The sequence below is a fragment of the Legionella beliardensis genome (genome assembly GCF_900452395.1).
Lineage (GTDB): Bacteria > Pseudomonadota > Gammaproteobacteria > Legionellales > Legionellaceae > Legionella_C > Legionella_C beliardensis.
In genome coordinates this window covers 1,584,537-1,603,881 of sequence record NZ_UGNV01000001.1, presented here as the reverse complement: position 1 = coordinate 1,603,881, position 19,345 = coordinate 1,584,537, and the positions used below count along the sequence as shown (strand labels likewise).

Genomic DNA, 19,345 nt, shown 5'->3' with positions numbered 1-19,345 from the left:
TATTTGCAACAATAGGTGGCGAATGATAAGCAATGCAATTTCTTTTGTAGCAGTTGTTAAAGCCGGTAGCTTTTCAAAGGCCGCTGCCATTTTGGGTGTGTCAAAGTCGCAATTAAGCCGGCACGTCAATCAATTGGAAAAGTCACTTGGCATTCAATTGCTTTATCGTACGACCCGCTCGCTATCCTTAACGGAATCTGGCCACAGTTTTTTTCTAAGATGTCACGAGATTGAGGAAAATTACATGGCAGCAGTTGATGAGCTAAAACAGGAATTTACCGCGATAAAAGGCACGTTAAGAATTACCGCCCCGATTGCTTTTGGTTCTGAATTTTTGCCAAAAATTATTTATCAATTCAGTCAAATGTACCCTAATATCAAAATTGTATTGTCTTTATCGAGTGCTACTGAAAATTTGGTAGAAAAAAACTTTGATTTATCGTTTAGAATTGCGGCGCAATTACCCGATTCAAGCCTAAAAATGCGTGTCTTGTCGACGCTTGATATGGTGTATGTGGCCGCTCCTTCTTATTTAGCCAATATCGCGCACCCCACCACGATAGAAGATTTAAAAACTCTTAATTGCACCTCACCTACGGGGCAAACAACCAATGTTTGGCCTTATTATGATGAGCATAATAATTTAATTAAATTTATCCCCAATGCCAATTTTGAAGTTGATGGCTTACGCGCCCAAATTCAATTTCTCTTATTAGGCACAGGCATAGGGAGAGTGCCTGAACTTTTTGTACGCAAAGAACTTGCACAAGGCACTCTAATTCAATTGTTACCTAACTTAAAGCAACCCCCTTTGTTTGTTTATTTACTCTATCCGAATAGAAAGCATTTACCTAAAAAAGTTGCCTCCTTTCTTGAGTTTATAAAAAATAGTGATTTAGTACTTTAAAAATTTAAATCCTTCACGACTTTTTATTTTTTTTACCGTTTATTATTGGCTTCATCATGTCCTTCCTATCTTGAGCAAGGATTGCAAGTGCTTTACTTTTTAACGTATCTTTTGAATTAAAGAGGGCGTTAAACAACATTTTCATGACCTATTCTCCTTTACTTAACACGATGAATGACATGAGTCACTACACCTAACACTTTAAAGTCTACTTCGTTGTTCACGATAATCGGTTGATAACGGGGATTTTCAGGTAATAATTGAATCTCATGACTTAGAATAGCTAAACGTTTAACCGTAGCCTCGCCATGAATCATGGCGATGACAATATCACCTGAGCAAGCTTCTTGTTTACTATCTACAACCAGCATGTCACCTTCATAAATGTCTGCCTCTATCATCGAGTCACCAGAGGCAGTGGCTATAAATGTTGATTCAGGTTGAGAGGCAAGATGCGTATTTAAGTCAATGTATTCTTCTCTGCCTTCATCAATCGGCGTAGGGCACCCTGCGCGTATGGTTGTCGAAAAAAAAGGAAGACCTACGTTTAACGGATTTGTTGACAAAAAGGCTCTTACCGCGTTTAGTCGTGAGCGCGGGATACGGACAGTACATGTAGCCTCACCATATTGACCACTGCCTTTAGGACGGCCGGCGCCCAGTCTTTTTCCGCCATGAGTCATCGATAATTCTCTTGATTGTTGTTTCATTTTTCAAGATAGTAGCGCTACTTGTTTCTAAAGTAAAGACAAAAGGGGCTATACTTTACTGATTTCAGATACAGGAGGTTGATATGAAAACTGCTCTTATTACAGGTGCCAATAAAGGACTTGGTTTGGAATTTGCGCGTCAACTTAAAGATAAAGGATATTATATTCTAGGATGTTGCCGTAACCCATCAGAAGCACAGGAACTTAAAGCCTTAGCTGATGAATTGATTCAATTAGATGTGACCAGCGACAAGGATATCGCATCTTTAAAGCAAACACTAAATGACAGACCAATTGATTTGCTTGTCAATAATGCCGGCACGAGTGGTGAGCAAGGCGTAACACTAGGTAATATTAATAGAGAGAATTTCCTTAATGTTATCAATATAAATTGTCTTAGTGTCGTTAAATTGAGTGACGCTTTACTAACCAATATCCAGGCGAGTCAAGAAAAAAGTATTTTAGTGATTAGCTCAGACATGGGAAGTATTTCTGAAAATAAACGCGGGCGCTCTTATGCCTATCGTGCCAGTAAAGCAGCTCTTAATTGTGTCATGCGAAGCTTTGCCATCGATGTGCAAGACAGAGGCGTTCATGTCATGTTAATTAACCCTGGATGGGTAAAAACAGCAATGGGTGGGCCAAATGCGCCACTTGATGTACAAACCAGTGTGGTAGGAATTCTAAAACAAGTAGAGAAAGAATTAACACATAGTCATGCAGAAAGACTTCTTAATTATGATGGTAGGGTAATCGCTTGGTAACCAGTATGAATTGTGCTAATCAATGACAATACTTATAATTTAGCAACCCTAAGGAATTAACAAGGATTGATAATCATGGGAAAATTAAAGAATAAAGTTGCCTTAGTTACTGGAAGTACGAGATCAATTGGTCTTGCCATCGCTGAGTCATTTTGTAAGAAAGGCGCTACAGTAATCCTCACAGGTAGACTTTTGCAGGCAGAAGGCGAACGCATTGCACAATCAGTTGGGGCAAACGATTATCTCAATTTAGATGTTTGTTCTGAGCAGAGTTGGCAGGATGTAGCAAACTATATTGCAAGCAAATATCAACGGCTTGATATTTTAGTTAACAATGCAGGCATAGATGCTCCTGCTAAATCTGATAAGCCGCAAGACATAGAAAATTGTTCTCTTGAAGACTGGCGACTTGTTCATCGTGTTAACTTAGATGGGACATTTCTGGGATGTAAAATGATGATGCCACTTTTAAAAAAGAGCCTTAATGCATCCATTATAAATATGGGTTCCCGGTCGGGTTTAGTAGGGATTCCTTCTAATGCTGCTTATGCATCAAGTAAGGCCGCAATTTTAAATCTTACTAGAACTGTCGCCATGCATTGCGCTAAACAAAATTACCATATTCGTTGCAACACCATTGTGCCTGCTGCAATCTTGACTGAAATGTGGGATCCTGAATTTGGCCAGGGTGAAGAACGCTCACGTCGTATTGAGGAATATAGCAACACCATCCCGTTAAAACGTATGGGGCAAGTAAGTGAGGTCGCAAGCCTTGCTGTTTTTTTAGCCTCTGATGACTCTTTGTTTATTACCGGTTCGCAGTACAATATTGATGGTGGTATTATGGCAGGCACCGGTTCGTATGGAACAAATAAAAACACCGCTAGGTATCAATTTTTTGGCCTTCAAACGCAGGATAAGAAAGAGGATAAAACACCATTACTTGAGTTATCTTCTATACCTATATAAATAAAAACTTAACGCTTTAACAGGAGAATCACTTTTGCCAAACAAAAAGTCTAGTGTATCCACTTCTATTTTTATTGAATTAAAAACAGACCATGATCGCCATCGAAATATGCTCAAACGAATTAAGGAAGAAATTAATAATCCTACTGTATGTAAAGAGCTTTTTTCTAATTTTTCTCTAGAAGTAAAAGCCCATGCTTTAGCAGAGGAACAAGCCCTCTATTCATCTTTAATGAAAAAACCAGAATTTACTGCTGATGCAAGACACTCTGTAGCTGAACATAAAGAGATTGAAGATTCGATTAATGAGCTTGCAGAGCTAAAGGCCATTGATAACAAATGGATTAATCAATTTGAAATTCTTGAAAAAGATTATCTGCATCATATCAATGAGGAAGAGGAAGAGCTTTTTATTAAAGCCCAGAAGAATTTATCTGCTAGTGAGCAGAAAAATATGGGGGAATTATTTGAAAAACGTAAACCCATTGAAAAATCTTCGGCAACGGTAGGCGAAGAGAAATGAAATTTGGCCTAGTTAGCTTAAACTTATTGCTAATGTAATCAAATTATCTCTTCACCTTATTCCTAATCTTGCACTTGAGCTAGATAGGACCTTTTTTCTTCACTTACATCTTATTATCTAAAGATAAAGAGGCGGGCTCTATACCATGATTAATATCCTGTTGTAGCTCCCCTAAAAGTGAGTGACGGGTCGTTGCTTTTTTCTCTCTTCTGTTAAATATTGACAATAGACTCTTGCTTCCTGTGGCCTTAGGCTGTTCTTCATGAAGTTGTTCATCAATGTAACTATTGATCACTTCTTTTCGCTGGCTAACATAATTATGAGCGACAACATCATTACCGCTAATAATCACAAGGGCATGAGTTTTCATGGTCATTAAAATATTTAAGGCATCTTTTACTAAAGGTTCTGACTGCCATTTTTCTATAATTGCATCAATATGCTCTACAAATTTTCTTAAGGATTGGTTAGTTTCTACACTTTGAGGATTTAATTCACGACGCTGGGTTAACGCATCTAGGTTTAACTGGTTTAAATCTTTGAAAGTTAATTCACCTGCTGGTAAAACAGATAAACCATCCTCGCTCATCTTAAAACCATTAAATAAATAATTATAATGGCTAAAATCCTTATAAGTCGCGCCTTCAGGTGTTTGGGAGCGTTCTTTAATATCCGTAAAACGGGAAGTCATGGCAATCATTAGTGAGGCATACATTTGATTGGCGAGATTCATGACTCTTTTTTGCTCAATTGGATCGCCGTAAAAATGTGCCTTAATTTCATCTGGCGTTTTGTTTAGCACCTCTGAAAAAATTTGTAAGGCAGTATCCGTTAATTGTCCATAATGGGGATTGGGTTCAGCGTGATTGGTGGTTTGATTACAATCAATTAGTGTATGTAATAAATCTGAAACTTTTCTCAGGGTGTATTCTGCAAAGCTTCCTTTTTTGATTTCTCTTAAGTACTCTTCTGCAAATTCATCAATAGTTTTTGTGTCAAGTGAAGGTAGACTATTAAATATTCGTCCTAAATAGCCAGGGCTATTTTCATTATAGGCTCGCTCAATATAATTTCTGGCTTCAGTCGTAATCAGTATATAGCTTCGCAAGTATTCCACTATATTCCAACTCTCTGGTTGAGCTTGATGCCTTGCTATATGATCTTGATAAGAATAGGGCCGTTCCATTTCTTCTCTATTTTGCATATCACACCTTCCTTCTTACTTATAAAGCGCAAAAAATAATCACAAAGTACTTAATTTTACCAATAAAAACTTAAGGAAATATTAATATCCTGATTTATTGCATATGAAATATAATTTTACTATAATTTCAAATGAAAGGAGAAAATATGAAAACCTCTGAACATCTACATTCTCAGAAAGAAATTGTTTTGACCAAAGCTATTGCTAATTTGGCAAAATTTTATTCTTTTACTGGTAAAGATCTTAGTAAAATCATTGGGATAAGCGAAGCGAGCGCCTCACGCCTTAGCCAAGGCAAAAAATTAATTTCCCCAAGCACGAAAGAAGGGGAAATGGCGCTATTACTTATAAGAATATATAGAAGTTTAAATGCTATGGTTGGAAATAATCACGAGAAAGCCAAATTATGGTTAAACAGTAAAAATAACTATTTCAATAATAAACCGATCGAAGAAATGAAAACCATACCTGGCTTAATTGCAGTCCTTAATTACCTAGATGCAATGCGTGGTAAATTATGAGCCTTTGGGAACGTTGCCAAGGGGAAAAATTCTGTAAACACATTGAAATTGAGCCATGGCGGGTTGTTGAGGCACAACATATTTCTAGCTCAAGAGACTTAGTAGATAACATCGAGGAGCATGATCTCTTAGAATCATTATTAGAGGAATCAAAACCTCTCATAGCTCATAAGAAGCACTATTTAATTTTTACTCCCTTTAGATATCCACCTTTAAAATATGGTTCTCGATTTGGTAGAACTTATGAACCATCTCTTTGGTATGGTTCACACGATCTACAAACAGCGTTTGCTGAAGTAGCTTATTATCGTTTAAAGTTTTTTGCTGATACTTTAGCAAATCTTGAGTATAGCGAAATTCCTATGAGTGCATTTAAAGTGGCTATCAAGGCCAAAAAAGGGATAGATTTAACTAAATCACCATTTAATGAACATCAAGATAAAATTTCTAATAAAATAAGTTATGAATACAGTCAACCGCTAGGCTCGGATATGCGTAAAGCAGGGATTGAGGCGTTTATCTTTTTTTCAGCACGAGCAAAGCAGCCTGGGAAGAATATAGCCGCATTCACGCCAGATATTTTTGTAATGCAAGACAAACAATACATATTTAATATGCAAAATTGGCGCTGCCTTGCCAACGCCAATGTTATTGAATTTACGCGCGATGAAATTTTAACGCAGGAGCGCCAATTGTTTGCTAAAAATGAATTTGAGGGATTAGAAGCCTTTTAATAATGAAGCGCAACTAGTTAATAAAGTAAGCAAGCGCAGTCTGGGTGCAGAGCCGAAGGATAGAAACCTGGGTTTCACTTTGTTTCACCCAGGCTACATTATTTACGTTTAAAATTAAATTTAGTTATAGCATAGGGCAAGTATACGAAGTTTAAGCATCTATACGAAATAAGGCTTTAGTGATATCTTTGCTATAAATTTATATGGGCAATTTTCAATTGGAATCAATTCAACTATCAGAAAAATTAACTCACTCGCCACAAGAAATTCTTGCTGATGGTCGCTTGCGTCGGGCTCAATTAAAGATGTTGGAGATGTTAACTATTATTGATTCTATTTGTGTAAAATATCAAATAGATTATTGGCTCGATGCAGGCACGCTGCTTGGTGCTATTAGACATCAAGGTTTCATTCCTTGGGATGATGACATGGATATTGCTATGCCACGAGAAAGTTATGAAAAATTTCTGCAAGTTGCGCCTTTAGAACTTCCTGCGCATATGCATTTACAGCAGGCAGGGATTGAGCCTGGCTATTATAATCTAGGTACGCCATTAAAGATTCGTGACCGTTCTAGTTATTATTTAGAAAGACATGAGAAGGGCAATGAACCTTATGTACAGGGTATATTTATTGATATTTTTGTTTATGACAAAATGACGACAATACCATGGAAGCGCCGTTTTTATAAAAGGTTGTCACGCAAATGTTTACGAATGCTAGGAACTAAGCACTCATTACTTCCAATGGGGCGCAGTCATAATTTATATCGCACTTTAGGATATATTTTTCCTAAAGCTGTTCTCAATAAGGCACTAAATTATTTAGTATCTATGTCCAAAAAAATTGATAGCCCTTATTTAGGCAGAGGCTATCATTGCAAAAAGGTAACCCTTATAGAATTTACCGAAGTTTATCCCCTTAAGCGTGCTCTTTTTGAAAATAGATACTTTAATATACCCAACAAAGCTGAATCAATCTTAAGTAAAGAGTATGGTGATTACCAAACCCTTCCTCCTGAATCTGAGAGAACGCTACGGCATTGCATTAAATTAATTACTGAAGTTTAAATGGTTGGTAACTGACGAATTAACTGAATTTCTATAATCAATTTTCATATATTTAAATCGAGGCATTGGTAAGAAATTAAGGCAGATATAAATTATTAGGTGTTTTGGACTAATAAGTATTTTATCGATATAAAATAACGTGTTAGTATTAAATAGGAGTTGTAAATAATTGAGATAGTTTATAACTAAAATCAAGAGGAACTTTCGCTTGCAAATCACCTGCAATATCATGAAATGAGTTAGCGTCTTAGATAGATACTAATTGATATCAATTTTCATGACATCTATCTTGATTCCATTATTATACACGCTGAATGCTATTCTCATTCTTCCATTAATCCCCATATTTGTGCAAGGAGCAATTTATGAAGAAGTATTTATTTATATTAGCAGCGACAGCTGGTAGTATGTCTAGCCAGATTTTAGCTGGTACTATGGGTCCAATCGTTGTGCCAGCTACTTGGAGCTGGGTCAGCTCTATTAGTGGAGGCCCTATATGGACCGACAGCGGGGAGTCAAAGACTCTTTTCCTAACGCCAGACATTGTAAAAACTTACGCAGCTAAAAAGACAAATGATGTTCTGGCTTCTGGAGAGTTTTTTTTAGGCCCACAGAAAAACTTTTCTTCTGATTGGCAAGCCCAGCTAGGATTAGCTATAGCGACAGCCGGTAGTGCTAAATTGCACGGGGTGATTTGGGATGATGCTGACCCAGAGTTTAGTAATTACACGTATCGATATAAAGTAAGACATAAACGTGTGGCAGTAAAAGGAAAATTATTGAAAGATTATGGTTATTGGCTTACTCCTTGGGTGAGTGGTAGCTTGGGTGTCGGCTTTAACCGATCACATAATTTTACTAATACTCCTTTAATTCCTGAAGCGGTGCCTAACCCTAATTTCCATAATCACACAAAAAATACATTTACCTATACAGTTGGTGCTGGTTTACAAAAATCCATTACTGACTATTTGCAGGCAGGCATAGGCTATGAATTTGCCGATTGGGGAAAAAGTGAATTAGGTCGAGCTTATGGTCAAACAGTGAATAACCGGTTAGACCTTAATCATTTTTATACCCATGGTTTAATGTTTAATCTTTCGTTAGTAGTTTAAAGATAAGCCGGTGAAAATAAAAATTTTTAAGATAACTTACGCACAAAGTAGATAAAGCAATTTTATCAGCCTGAGGTACTGCAAAAGGATTTCACAATTGAGAGCTAAGTAAATTTTTTGTGCGTTAATGAAGTAATTTAGAAGCTTAATTATTTCATCGATCATGGCACGGTTATCTTAAAGCAAGGCTTTTTTTATTTAAGTAAATCTTTGTGAGTAGTTTGTAGTTTTATTAATATAAGCAAAAGCAAAGAAAGAATGGCTATGTTAAATTAACCCCACTAAATTTAGTGGGGTTATGTAGTCTTTAGCCGTTGCTATTTGTTTCAGTAGTAACGATTTTAGGTAAACCATAAACCATAATAGATCTGCCAACATCATCAGGATTTAAGAAACCATACCCACATCCAAACATAACTAATCCTTTAGCCACAGAAGGCCCTGCTGAATACATTGCCCCTTGATCGCAGTTCATCTGGTTTAGGAAGGCTCCGGTTCTTCCATCCAATGCATAGACAGTTCCATAGTATACAGGCCAATAGACTATGCCGTTGGCATTTGCTGGAACGCCATTACTTCTTGCTTTTTGTTGATTAGCTAAAGGAATCCCACTGTTGTTAGGCATAATATTGACAGGCACATTAAATACGTTGTTTTTAATAACTATGTCAAAATTTAACCCATACTTAAAGCGTGCATCCGTGGCGTAAATCTGATCTGGGCAGTCAGGAGTATTAACATCAATAATTTCAGAACTTGCAGGAGCAGATTGCCATTTTAATTGTCCAGTATTAGCATCAATAGCGTTTAGATAACCTGTCATACAAGTTTTTCTACCATTAGCTAATATAGATAAAAAGTTTACGCTTCCACCAAAAGAAGGCGCTATACCCCCGGCAGAACAAGCTGCATAAATTGTTTCACTTACAGGATCAAAACTTAATCCCCAGTGTATGCCACCTATTGTACTTCCTACACACACATCAGCTCGCCTTATTAGTTTTCCATTGGAAGCTTTTATCCAAAAAATTTCTCCTCCTTTATTATGCGAGATAATCACTTTACCAAGTGAACTAAGATTTGCGACGATAGGTGAGCTGCCACTAATGTCCCAATCTGGCCCAGGAACAGGAATATTACAGGGTTGTTGCTCACCTAACCCACATGCTGATTGCCAGCCATCAATTCCGGCGGTAGGTACATGCCATACGTATTTTCCATTAGACATATTTAAAGCGATAATAGAGTTTGTGGCGAGCGGCTGTGAAATACCTAAAGCTTTTAATCTTTTTTGTGCAGCTATTAGGCAATCCTGAGCCCCTTTACCAGTTTCCCCTTGTTTAGTTGTACTAAATGACGAAGTAGTAATAGGTAACGGTCTCTCCATACACCTTGCAGTGAAATCAGGGTAATTATAAAGCTGACCAGATCCAAAAATGACTAAATTTAATTCAGGAACAATTGAGGGAGCACTAGCCCATACGCCACCACCTGCAAACCACGAGCCGAGCTCATAATTAGAAGGGCGAGGAGGGACGGTGTATTGAACCCATTTAATAGAAGGCATATCAGGTGAACTGCCTTGACCACCTAAATTAAGGGCTATCATGTGTCCTCTAAAGGTTAGAGGGACAGTATCGAGTGCATTATTAAGACTTGCAAGACCAATATAAGCCGTATTTTTGTATATTCTAGGGCTAGAAGTGGTACTTGGTGCAATTGCATCTCCTCCTGGCTCTATGGCGCTTTGGCTAGCTAATTCTATTTGCCAAAGCTTTTGGCCGGTATTAGCGTCTAGAGCAAATGCTACTGGTGGTGTAGAAAACCATAAAGGAAAGGGTAAAGAAAAAATACTATCAATTGCAGTATAGAGTAATGTGCCCCGTCCATTCATTCGACGATAGTAACCCGGAGAAGACCGAACTGAGGGCGTGTAACCAGAAACGTCTAAACCTAATAGATTACTAACGTCTTGTACCCAAAGTTGATTACAGCCGATAAAGTTACCCTGGTTATCTCGTATTAATTTATGCGCTCCAAGCTTGCCAGCAAAACCTGTCCAATAAATGGTATCGTTAATAAGAATAGGCTTGGCACTCGTAGAATATGACATAGCTTGAGCACCGGTAAGTCCTTGCGTATAGTCTATTTTACATAGCTGACTTATTTTAGAGATATTGTCTATCGCTATTCCTGAGTTCGGATTATGATGATTGTTATTGGTGTTTTGCCCCCAACTAGGCCAATCTTCTAATTTTGCTACTTTTGTTATATGCAATCTATCCGCTAAACTAGGCTGGTAACACTGCAGAGGGTTTGGGCTGCCATCTATATTAGCTTGACAAAGAGTAGGCCCACCATTTAACCCACCTTTAGGCAATAAATTTCCAATAATATTCAATGTTAAAACACAACTATCTCCGATACTTCCTTTAGGTGCAAGCTGACAATAAGTCGCTTGGACTAAACCTTTTCTAGGCCTTAAAACAAGGATTTTTGAACGTTTTGATTGATTTTTAACAAGGTAACTTACTTGGGACGTGATATTTTCTGGCACAGTTTGAACAGACTCGCTGCCCTGAGTTAAAGTAAAAGTCCATAGAGGCGTAGCTGCTTGAGCCACAGGAGTGATAAAATTCATTCCCATAAGAAGATACAAGGGTTTTAATTTTTTCATTCTTATTTAATATCCTTATCGTATTAAAATTTTAAAAATAAATGCAATATGCTTTTCTTACTTGAAAACATAACAAGATGAATAAATCTAGTTATCTATTAACTAGATAAATAAAGCTCTAAAGCTGATTTTATTTTTTAAAAAGTAAGCCTCCTTCTAGTATGTTATTAATAAATCTCATAAATATCTTTAGCACAAGACAAAATTAAAGGGCCTGTTGCATGCTTGTACAAACTATCCTTCGATAGGTATAAGCCAGTTTTTATCAGTATTGATAGCTTCTAGACCTCACGGGAGATTGTGAGGCCTAGATTCTAGTTTATCTTAAGGCTGCAGAAATAGCTGTAATGAATTCTAGTTCTTGAGTAGGGTTATTTTGTACATTCACGCCCCAAAACATAGCACCTCCATAGCCATTTTGTTTTTGCCATAACGCCTTAGCAGCTAACTGTTCGGCAGTTTCTGAAAAACCAGGCCACTGCAGTTGAATGTCTAAGCCTAATAATAATTTGCTCTTCGGTAAGTATTTAGCATAGTTTGCCATCGCAATTTGATATAGAGATGTTGCATATTTTTGCCCAGCATCATAAGCCATTACATTTACCCAATCAAATAAGTGGCCTGTACTTTGTAAAAGTGGAATATCTTCGCCGCAGTGTATACTTTCAGGTACTGTACACTGACTATCATTCGGATCAGCTCCAACAGAAAACCCAGCAAAAGTAATTAACTTCCCAGGATTAAGATACTTCTTCAAATGAGTTGTTAATAAAGCGATATTATTACTAATAGCAGAACTTAAACGCCCACCCGTTTCGACATCTAAATCAACACCGTCAATAGTTACTTGTCCTATTAAGTCATTAGGATAGGAAATATTGCCTTTATAGACCGGGTAAGTGGTGTTAATCACTTTCGCAATGTTCTGAGCAATCGTCTCTGCATTAGCTGCAGTAAGCACATTATTCCAAATTGCTGAATACGTAGCTCCACCAATCGCTAAGAGAACTTTGGTGCTAGGATGATTGTATTTATATACTGTCCAATTAACATAACTTGGCTGCATAGTAACGTTAGGTGCAGGAATATTGGTTAACCACCCAGAAGGGGCAGTATCAATTTGCAAGTTTGAAGTAATATTAGCAAAAGACAAATTAACAGCGGTTACGTTAGAAGGTAAGTTAGTGTTAAGATTAAAAAGACCACCTTGCCAACCTCCAAAATAAACAACGAAATGACCTGGCGCACTATCCGTATATTTAATAGAAACATTAGGTGCTCCTGTAGGAGTAACGGTAATACTAGGTGGTGTGACCGTTGCAACTTTGCCATTTAAGTTAGGCGCAGAAATAGTATAAGTATCGTTGCTTGGAAGTGAAACAGAGTTTGCGCCTCCGACTAAATTTTTAGTAAAAATATGCCCAACAGAATTAGTAAAGGATACAATAAAATTTTGCTGTTTTGTTTTTTTAGCTTGCGTGCTCATCGATATTGTTACTAAAAAACTTCCCTTTGGAATAGGCACATAGGTAATTGGCAGCTTTACATCCTGATTAGCTTTAAGTACAACTGGATTAGAAAAACCAGATGCCATAAACGCGTCTGTTGAAGAATAGATATTAGAAAAAGAGAGCGTATAATTTCCTGGTGATATTCCACAACAAGTGCTAGCACCATTAGCACAGACTTGTAAGCTACTTCCCCAATTAGTTGAAAATTTTGTTGCTGTTGGAAAATCTGGGCCTTGTACAGTCATAACAGGTGCAGCAATACCTAGTTCAGGCGCCTCTGGCATCATTATGCTTAATTTAGCTAGCGATTTTTGAGTAGTATATGAAAGAGTAACACTCACCGGATTAGGGCCACTGACAATCACTGGATTAGGCGAAAAGCTCGCAGTATAAATTTGTGTCGGAATTTGAATATCGGGTGTTGAAAGAGTATAACTTCCTCCTTGTAAATTATTTATCGTTAGAGGCTGTCCCCAACTCCCTGTGTAAAGTTGGCCATTCGGGTAACTAGGGCCAGTTAGTGTAATTTTTGGATTTGCTGTTACATTTGCAGGAGCGGCCGGTATATTTATTTTCATACTGCCTTGTCTGGTGGTATCACCATCACTTTGAACCCATAATGAAATATTGGTAATAGGCTTAGAATCACCAGCAAAGGAGACAGTTAATATGCCATTTTCTGGAATTTGAGCGGCTGTGCCAGCGTTTAAAATATAATCAGGCCCAGAATTTCCTACTGTCCAATTCACCCAAGGTGCGCCCCAAATAGAAGGACCAATTTGCCCTCCATAATTGAATTTAAGTTGGGCGCCTTTTAGTTTAATAGGTGCATTTGAAGCATTAGTAATGGTTAGTGTATTAACCCCCCCAGAATAGCTAACAGAGGAATTAATGGCAACGGGACTTAAAGTGTAGGATAAGTGAAACAATTCAATATTCTCAGGCACAGCTTGATTATTCCAAGGCTGTGGCGAATATTGCACAGTAATAGAAGATCCTGCCTGGAATAGATTGTTAGGTAAATTAGCTTGATTAACAAACCGATAATCACTAGAAGCTAAATCTTTTTTTGCATAGCTAGAGGTGTAAGGTTGCCAATTTAACCAAGGTGCTCCCCATAAACCAGCAATACCTGCTTGATCGAGAGAAAAACTCAGTAACATCGTAGACACTGCAATGTCTTTTCCTGATGAATTAGTAACAGTTAGTTGTCCTACAGAGCTTGTAAAAGATAATCCAGGAATTTTTGTTAAAATGGGGCTGGCTATTGTCTTCGTATTGCCAAATACAGTATTTACAAAGACAAAAAAAAGAATGACAAAATAGGAGAATATTTTTTTATACTGCATCGTTATTCCTTTAACTTAACAAATAGTAAAAAAATATACTAACAATAGCATGGGGACTTGCCAAGCTTTTAACTTGATAAACCATTCAGCTACAAGTTATCTAATTTATTAAGTCCGATTCAATGTCTCGCCACGTTCTGAGAATGAAGAAGAATATAAAAAATTGAAATTATTGCTACTTACTTACTGAAGTGCAAGGCACTATGAATATTTTAGTAATACAAATCAACTTACATATTAAGGAAGGGGCTTTGTTTGACAAAAGAGAGCCTTCCATAGAGAGCCTTCCATCCTTAAATCCTAAATGTTAAGTCTGATTATTGTGATAATCAGACTTAGTGGGTAACCCTAGAAAAAGCTACTTTTTCTAGGGTTTTACTAGGATTTTATACGTTATTACTTTACTCAACTTAGCCTCAATATTGCATTAAAAGTTTTTTGTTTTTTTAAGACAGTCTCTACTTGCTTTATCTAACTTAAATCCGAAATACCGTGGCGTGTCTACGGTATCCATACTCATCGTGCCACTTCAATGGATACCGCAGACACGCCGCGGTATTTCGGTTGTGATTTAAATAAACGTAGCTCAGGCGCAGGCCCAAAGGACAGAAACCCGGGTTTCACTGCGTTTCACCCAGGCTACAAGGTCATTTTGAGCAGTCGCTATTCAGCGTTGCTTTAAAGTCGCCATTTGATTTAATCCTTTTGTTCGTCTTTGCGAGCGACGCGAAGCAATCCAGGTCGGGCTTTGACAAACGTACCTGACTATATTCCATCACCTTTACTTCGTAAAGATTCACAACGACCTAATTAATGCCTCTAAAGTTAAACACCATTTACTGTTGATTGATTTGCCAGCTCATTTTCTTCTTTTTCGCTATTATTTAGAATATTTTTAACCAAAGAAATCCATCGTCATAGGCTCTCTGGGTTTTTCATTTTTAAGGTGGCGTCTTTATTATTACCTATCAAAGCTACCGGCTCTCTTATTCTGTCTTTTTCTAATAATTGCTCAGGATCATGTTCTTTAAACCATATTAAGATATCTATGCGCCCTGCTCAGTTCGCGTAATGTGCAAACGAATTACCCCTTACCCCACAGGCGGTATACCTAGTTGGAGTAAGCAAATTTGATAAGCCTCTGTTTCATAACGTATATTTTGCATAATAATTACTCTTTTTAAATAGGGGCGAAATATATCATAGTGATCATAAAAAAATCATAAATAATTTCTTTTATACTGCGGTGATGATGTAAAATAAATTTTTTAAACAAATTTGATAGGTTTAAACAATGATTAAAAGAACAGAAAAAAAAAGCGTTTGGCCATTTATCAACACAAGCTAAATTAAAAGTAGAATTGAATCAAGCAGAAAATAATCAGGAAAAATTTATTCTTTATGTAAAATATGCGTCCCTTCTTGCCCAAGAAGAGCACTTAGCAAACGTTTTTGGAGAAGTATACGAGAATCAGGTTTTGAAAAATGCGGTGATTGATATAATTAGGTGGTATTTGGATCAAGGTATGGATGCTAACACAGTCGATGATAACAACAGACCGGCTTTAACTTATGCTGTTTCATCCCCAGAAGTGGTTGAATTGTTATTATCCCAAGATGCTAACCCAAATCTAAAAAGCAATTCTGGCAATACCCCACTTCATGAAGCTGCAGACAGATTAAGCAGTCTCTATACTAATCAGTTGCTTAAATCGGCTAGTTTACTCATAGCCGCTGGCGCAGACTCAAACTTAAGAAATAAAGATAAGCAAATGCCTATCGAATGTATCTCTTGTGTGCCGAGTAAAAATAATGAAGCTAAAGTCGAGAAATTAAGAAAAGAATTTTTACAGGCAACCAGTCCTAGTTCACTGGTAATAACTAAGAAAGTAGCTGGCTGGGCTGTTTTAGGTGCCCTCGAACCAGAGTTACCGTTATCTCAGCAAGATATAACTGATATTACCTTGTTCGAAAAAGGCCAATATAGACAGTTATTACAACTTAAAGCTTCGCCTAATTCATCTGAAGATGAGATTGAATTAAAAGAGCCTAGCTCATCAAGCAATCGATTAGCCTCTACAGGAATAATAAGAGATTCAGCTCAAGCCAATTTACCTACTTCTCAAGATGTATGGGCTGCAATTCGCTTTTTTAAAACTGCATCTCAGCAAGTATCTAAAAAAGTTGAGCCGAGTGAAGATCTTGTATCGCTTTATTCATTAGATTAGATAAAGTCAAATTATAATCCAGGATATTTAATGAACATTAAAAAGACATGGCTTCTTGGGCCCCTATTATTTTTTAATAGCCTTACTTGCGCACAAGCTAGTTTACCAAAATTATTTTTGTTTTTAGGTGGAGATGATGCCAGTGCCTATGAACATGTCCTTACGAATAATTGTGTAAGTGGCGTTCAAATAATTTATTCTTGGAAACAATTAGAGCCTAAAAAAGGTATTTATGACTTTGAAAAAATTGAAAATGATTTAAAGTTTCTTAATCAAGCGCATAAAAAGTTATTTATTCAAATACAAGACCGCTCTTTTACTCCAGATGAATTTAATGTGCCTGATTATATCCGCGCAGAAACTAGATATCACGGTGGCGTGGAAATGCAACATGATTTTCCAGGCGAAGGACTACCTATTACTACAGGATGGGTAGCCCGAACCTGGGATCCTGCGGTTAGGGCTCGTTTTCATTTATTACTAAAAAAATTAGCAGCGCAATTTGATGGAAAAATTGACGGTATAAATCTCCCAGAAACATCCGCTGATTTTGATCCTAACCATTTGCCTAAAGATTTCACCTTTGATAAGTATTTTTATTCAGTCATTGATAATATAAGCTATTTAAAAAAGGCTTTTAAAAAGAGTAGCGTTATTCAGTATGTCAATTTCTTTCCTGGCGAATGGAATAATGAACACCATTACATGAGTAGGCTATTTGCTTTCGCTATCAAGCATCACATTGGCTTAGGTGGTCCAGATGTTGTGCCTTTTAAAGACTCGCAAATGAAAAATAGCTATCCTTTTTTTCATAAATTTAGAGGTAAACTATTGACCGCTATCGCTATCCAAGAGCCTGATTACACCTATAAAAATCCATCCACCGGTAATTTATACAGTTTTTCTGATTTCTATTCTTTCTCAAACGATTATTTAGGCGCTGCAATTCTATTTTGGAACGTAGAGGAACCCTTTTTTTCCAATCAGCTGTTACCACGCTTGAATGCTAACTATTTTAAATGCGATGAGCCAAGTACTTAGCGCATTTTTCTGTTCCATTACTCCTTAGTTCTCTAGCCAGATTTAATAATTAAAAATTCATTTTTTGGCCAATTTATATAGTTAATTAAGCAAAATGAAGATTTTAATCTCTATTAAGAAAATGTTAAGAATAAGCATTGTATAATCTGCGGCCAATTAAATCATTTTTTGAGAATTTCTAATGCAATCTAAAATTGAAACTTTACCTGAGGTTATTAAGCGTTTAGCAAATGATGATAACCTTACTAGCTTATCACTCACTCATATCGCCGTAAATCCTATACCTGATCCCCATTATGCCGGGCACTTTATTTACCAGTATTACGATGCTGATTTATTGCTTCTTGCACAAGCCCTAGAAACAAATACTACTTTAAAAGAATTTAAAGTAATAGACCGTGGTAGCTCTTGTAAGCTTCAATGGACTGAAGCCGGTGCCCAAGCAATTGGCCAGGCGTTAAAAAACATTCCCACTTTAGAAACGGTCACCATTAATCTCCAAAATTTATCCTTAAGCGGGCCAGAAGTAATGGGATTTCTAGAATGCCTAAACGGCAATGCGCAGATTAAACACCTTGATTTTTATTTTTATTGTGATGACCTAGCATCTATGAATCATTTAGGCGCGCTGTTAATGAATAATAAGAGCCTAGAATCGATTTACTTACAAGGAAAAATAAGCTCATTAAATCTTGCGCCTCTAACCTTTGTTGATGGATTGATGGAATCTAAATCGCTTAGAGCACTTACTATAAATTACATCCAATTAGGCGATGACGGCGTTAAAAAACTTGCAACTTTCTTAAATCAACATCCTTTAAAAGAATTAACACTTAATCAATGCGGTTTTACCGGAAAAGCCACGAAGGATTTATTGCCTGCCTTAACTCATCATTGTGCAATTGAGGTATTGAATTTAAGTAGTAATAATCTTGGTGACGACGGCATTCAGTATTTAGTGAATGAACTACCCTTATTAAAAAATTTAACAGTACTGTACCTTAATTCAATAGGAATTAGCTCGAATGGTTTAGATAGCCTAGTCACAGGATTACGTACATCAAACTGCTCTATCAAAAAGTTAATCCTGGACTCTAACTCCGTCTGGGTAGAGGACATGAATGCTATCAAAAAACTTATTAGAAATAATTTAACCCTAAACTCTTTAAGTATGAACTTTTGTAATTTAGCGGATGGGCATGTATCCGAACTAATTCCTTTATTTTCAGATCCTAATCAATGCTCTCTTTATGGGTTTACCTTCGTAGATAATTTTGATCTTGAATCAAAAACACAGCAAAAGATATTAGATGCTATCAGAAAGAACCCTAACCTACTTTCCTTTAATCCGCCTGGTGGAACGAATCCCTTATTAAGTGATGCTACGAAAATTAATAGACGTAAAAAAACTCAACAATCTCAAGCTGCTTTTGTTAATGCCTGCATCGTATTTGCGCAAATTTATTATAGAGTTAATCCGGATAACCTGTCAGTTTTTTCAGCTAGTACTTTTTTCCCTTTGGAATTAACCTTACGAATTATAATGGAAGCTAGTAAAGGTACGTTGGGTATGAATGAAAAAGCGATGAAGGAATGTGCCACGCTTATCTTTGAAAACCTTGCATTAAGGCGCAGTTTAATTACAAGCCCTGGAACATATTCTAGTTCCGACTGGTGGAGAAAATCAACCACAGTCCAGGGAGCGCCTAAAACCTTATTTACTGCTGTGAAAGAGATTGAGCACTCGAAAGAGAACATTGAAAATCCCTGCACTATCATGTGATTTTAGCAATCTATAAGAAATGCCTGACTGAGTAGCTTCCTAATTCTTAGTAAGTTACTCAGCCACTCGCTTATGCCCACGTGCCCTCAATTTCTAATTTAAAATCAATTAAATAAGAAAATTTTTCATAAATAACTATACCTAATAAATTTCCTTCTATATTATGCCTAAATTTTTTTATAGGTAATAAAACTGCCCCTACGAGTTAACAAAAACCAGCCTATTAATGTTTACTAAGA

General features: G+C 36.8%; 16 protein-coding genes. 11 read left to right on the top strand and 5 right to left on the bottom strand.

Annotated elements, in window-relative coordinates:
• The first annotated feature begins 22 nt into the window (after nt 1–22).
• Nucleotides 23–907 carry a LysR family transcriptional regulator gene (locus DYE47_RS07030; RefSeq protein WP_115302592.1) on the top strand — a complete coding sequence of 295 codons (885 nt, stop codon included), beginning with the start codon at nt 23–25 and terminating at the stop codon, nt 905–907.
• 13 nt (nt 908–920) lie between these two features.
• Here the strand turns inward: DYE47_RS07030 and DYE47_RS16480 are convergent, their stop codons facing one another.
• Both DYE47_RS16480 and DYE47_RS07025 read right to left on the bottom strand, forming a co-directional pair.
• Complete coding sequence (locus DYE47_RS16480) at nt 921–1,052, bottom strand: hypothetical protein (protein WP_278043837.1); 132 nt, start codon at nt 1,050–1,052, stop codon at nt 921–923.
• Between the two features lie 13 nt (nt 1,053–1,065).
• Nucleotides 1,066–1,617: a LexA family protein gene (locus DYE47_RS07025; protein ID WP_242604162.1), complete on the bottom strand. Its 552-nt coding sequence runs from the start codon at nt 1,615–1,617 to the stop codon at nt 1,066–1,068.
• An 83-nt stretch (nt 1,618–1,700) separates the two neighbouring features.
• Here DYE47_RS07025 and DYE47_RS07020 point away from each other — a divergent pair, with 83 nt between their 5' ends.
• The 3 genes from DYE47_RS07020 to DYE47_RS07010 all read left to right on the top strand — a co-directional run bounded on the left by DYE47_RS07020 (nt 1,701) and on the right by DYE47_RS07010 (nt 3,873).
• The gene (locus DYE47_RS07020) at nt 1,701–2,381 is read left to right on the top strand and encodes an SDR family oxidoreductase (RefSeq protein ID WP_115302590.1); all 681 of its coding nucleotides are present in this window, start codon (nt 1,701–1,703) and stop codon (nt 2,379–2,381) included.
• Nucleotides 2,382–2,456: 75 nt separating this feature from the next.
• The gene (locus tag DYE47_RS07015; RefSeq protein WP_115302589.1) at nt 2,457–3,350 is read left to right on the top strand and encodes an SDR family NAD(P)-dependent oxidoreductase; all 894 of its coding nucleotides are present in this window, start codon (nt 2,457–2,459) and stop codon (nt 3,348–3,350) included.
• Between the two features lie 34 nt (nt 3,351–3,384).
• Nucleotides 3,385–3,873 carry a hemerythrin domain-containing protein gene (locus DYE47_RS07010; RefSeq protein ID WP_115302588.1) on the top strand — a complete coding sequence of 163 codons (489 nt, stop codon included), beginning with the start codon at nt 3,385–3,387 and terminating at the stop codon, nt 3,871–3,873.
• Between the two features lie 103 nt (nt 3,874–3,976).
• Here the strand turns inward: DYE47_RS07010 and DYE47_RS07005 are convergent, their stop codons facing one another.
• Nucleotides 3,977–5,077 (bottom strand): hypothetical protein, encoded by a 1,101-nt coding sequence (locus DYE47_RS07005; protein ID WP_115302587.1) that lies wholly within the window; start codon nt 5,075–5,077, stop codon nt 3,977–3,979.
• A gap of 146 nt (nt 5,078–5,223) precedes the next feature.
• Here DYE47_RS07005 and DYE47_RS07000 point away from each other — a divergent pair, with 146 nt between their 5' ends.
• The 4 genes from DYE47_RS07000 to DYE47_RS06985 all read left to right on the top strand — a co-directional run bounded on the left by DYE47_RS07000 (nt 5,224) and on the right by DYE47_RS06985 (nt 8,517).
• Nucleotides 5,224–5,598, top strand: coding sequence for an MbcA/ParS/Xre antitoxin family protein (locus DYE47_RS07000; protein WP_115302586.1), 375 nt, complete (start codon nt 5,224–5,226; stop codon nt 5,596–5,598).
• Nucleotides 5,595–6,332: an RES family NAD+ phosphorylase gene (locus tag DYE47_RS06995; RefSeq protein WP_115302585.1), complete on the top strand. Its 738-nt coding sequence runs from the start codon at nt 5,595–5,597 to the stop codon at nt 6,330–6,332. Before DYE47_RS07000 ends, DYE47_RS06995 begins: the two co-directional genes overlap by 4 nt.
• Before the next feature lie 218 nt (nt 6,333–6,550).
• The gene (locus DYE47_RS06990; RefSeq protein ID WP_242604163.1) at nt 6,551–7,402 is read left to right on the top strand and encodes a LicD family protein; all 852 of its coding nucleotides are present in this window, start codon (nt 6,551–6,553) and stop codon (nt 7,400–7,402) included.
• Nucleotides 7,403–7,767: 365 nt separating this feature from the next.
• Entirely contained in the window at nt 7,768–8,517 is a 750-nt protein-coding gene (locus tag DYE47_RS06985) for an outer membrane protein (protein WP_115302583.1), read from the top strand.
• A gap of 307 nt (nt 8,518–8,824) precedes the next feature.
• On the opposite strand, the gene DYE47_RS06980 is transcribed toward DYE47_RS06985, so the two are convergent.
• Together DYE47_RS06980 and DYE47_RS06975 are read right to left on the bottom strand one after the other, a co-directional pair.
• The gene (locus tag DYE47_RS06980; protein ID WP_115302582.1) at nt 8,825–11,194 is read right to left on the bottom strand and encodes a hypothetical protein; all 2,370 of its coding nucleotides are present in this window, start codon (nt 11,192–11,194) and stop codon (nt 8,825–8,827) included.
• A 319-nt stretch (nt 11,195–11,513) separates the two neighbouring features.
• The gene (locus DYE47_RS06975) at nt 11,514–14,054 is read right to left on the bottom strand and encodes a glycoside hydrolase family 18 protein (RefSeq protein WP_115302581.1); all 2,541 of its coding nucleotides are present in this window, start codon (nt 14,052–14,054) and stop codon (nt 11,514–11,516) included.
• Between the two features lie 1,361 nt (nt 14,055–15,415).
• Here DYE47_RS06975 and DYE47_RS06970 point away from each other — a divergent pair.
• The 3 genes from DYE47_RS06970 (at nt 15,416) to DYE47_RS06960 (ending at nt 19,106) form a co-directional block, all read left to right on the top strand.
• Nucleotides 15,416–16,282: an ankyrin repeat domain-containing protein gene (locus DYE47_RS06970; protein ID WP_115302580.1), complete on the top strand. Its 867-nt coding sequence runs from the start codon at nt 15,416–15,418 to the stop codon at nt 16,280–16,282.
• Nucleotides 16,283–16,312: 30 nt separating this feature from the next.
• Nucleotides 16,313–17,323: a hypothetical protein gene (locus DYE47_RS06965; RefSeq protein ID WP_115302579.1), complete on the top strand. Its 1,011-nt coding sequence runs from the start codon at nt 16,313–16,315 to the stop codon at nt 17,321–17,323.
• 181 nt (nt 17,324–17,504) lie between these two features.
• The gene (locus DYE47_RS06960) at nt 17,505–19,106 is read left to right on the top strand and encodes a leucine-rich repeat domain-containing protein (protein ID WP_115302578.1); all 1,602 of its coding nucleotides are present in this window, start codon (nt 17,505–17,507) and stop codon (nt 19,104–19,106) included.
• Nucleotides 19,107–19,345 lie beyond the last annotated feature (239 nt).

Coding starts and splice junctions, on each gene's coding strand:
- DYE47_RS07030 (WP_115302592.1), top strand. CDS start 23: ATGATAAGCAATGCAATTTCTTTTGTAGCAGTTGTTAAAGCCGGTAGC.
- DYE47_RS16480 (WP_278043837.1), bottom strand. CDS start 1,052: ATGAAAATGTTGTTTAACGCCCTCTTTAATTCAAAAGATACGTTAAAA.
- DYE47_RS07025 (WP_242604162.1), bottom strand. CDS start 1,617: ATGAAACAACAATCAAGAGAATTATCGATGACTCATGGCGGAAAAAGA.
- DYE47_RS07020 (WP_115302590.1), top strand. CDS start 1,701: ATGAAAACTGCTCTTATTACAGGTGCCAATAAAGGACTTGGTTTGGAA.
- DYE47_RS07015 (WP_115302589.1), top strand. CDS start 2,457: ATGGGAAAATTAAAGAATAAAGTTGCCTTAGTTACTGGAAGTACGAGA.
- DYE47_RS07005 (WP_115302587.1), bottom strand. CDS start 5,077: ATGCAAAATAGAGAAGAAATGGAACGGCCCTATTCTTATCAAGATCAT.
- DYE47_RS07000 (WP_115302586.1), top strand. CDS start 5,224: ATGAAAACCTCTGAACATCTACATTCTCAGAAAGAAATTGTTTTGACC.
- DYE47_RS06995 (WP_115302585.1), top strand. CDS start 5,595: ATGAGCCTTTGGGAACGTTGCCAAGGGGAAAAATTCTGTAAACACATT.
- DYE47_RS06985 (WP_115302583.1), top strand. CDS start 7,768: ATGAAGAAGTATTTATTTATATTAGCAGCGACAGCTGGTAGTATGTCT.
- DYE47_RS06980 (WP_115302582.1), bottom strand. CDS start 11,194: ATGAAAAAATTAAAACCCTTGTATCTTCTTATGGGAATGAATTTTATC.
- DYE47_RS06975 (WP_115302581.1), bottom strand. CDS start 14,054: ATGCAGTATAAAAAAATATTCTCCTATTTTGTCATTCTTTTTTTTGTC.
- DYE47_RS06965 (WP_115302579.1), top strand. CDS start 16,313: ATGAACATTAAAAAGACATGGCTTCTTGGGCCCCTATTATTTTTTAAT.
- DYE47_RS06960 (WP_115302578.1), top strand. CDS start 17,505: ATGCAATCTAAAATTGAAACTTTACCTGAGGTTATTAAGCGTTTAGCA.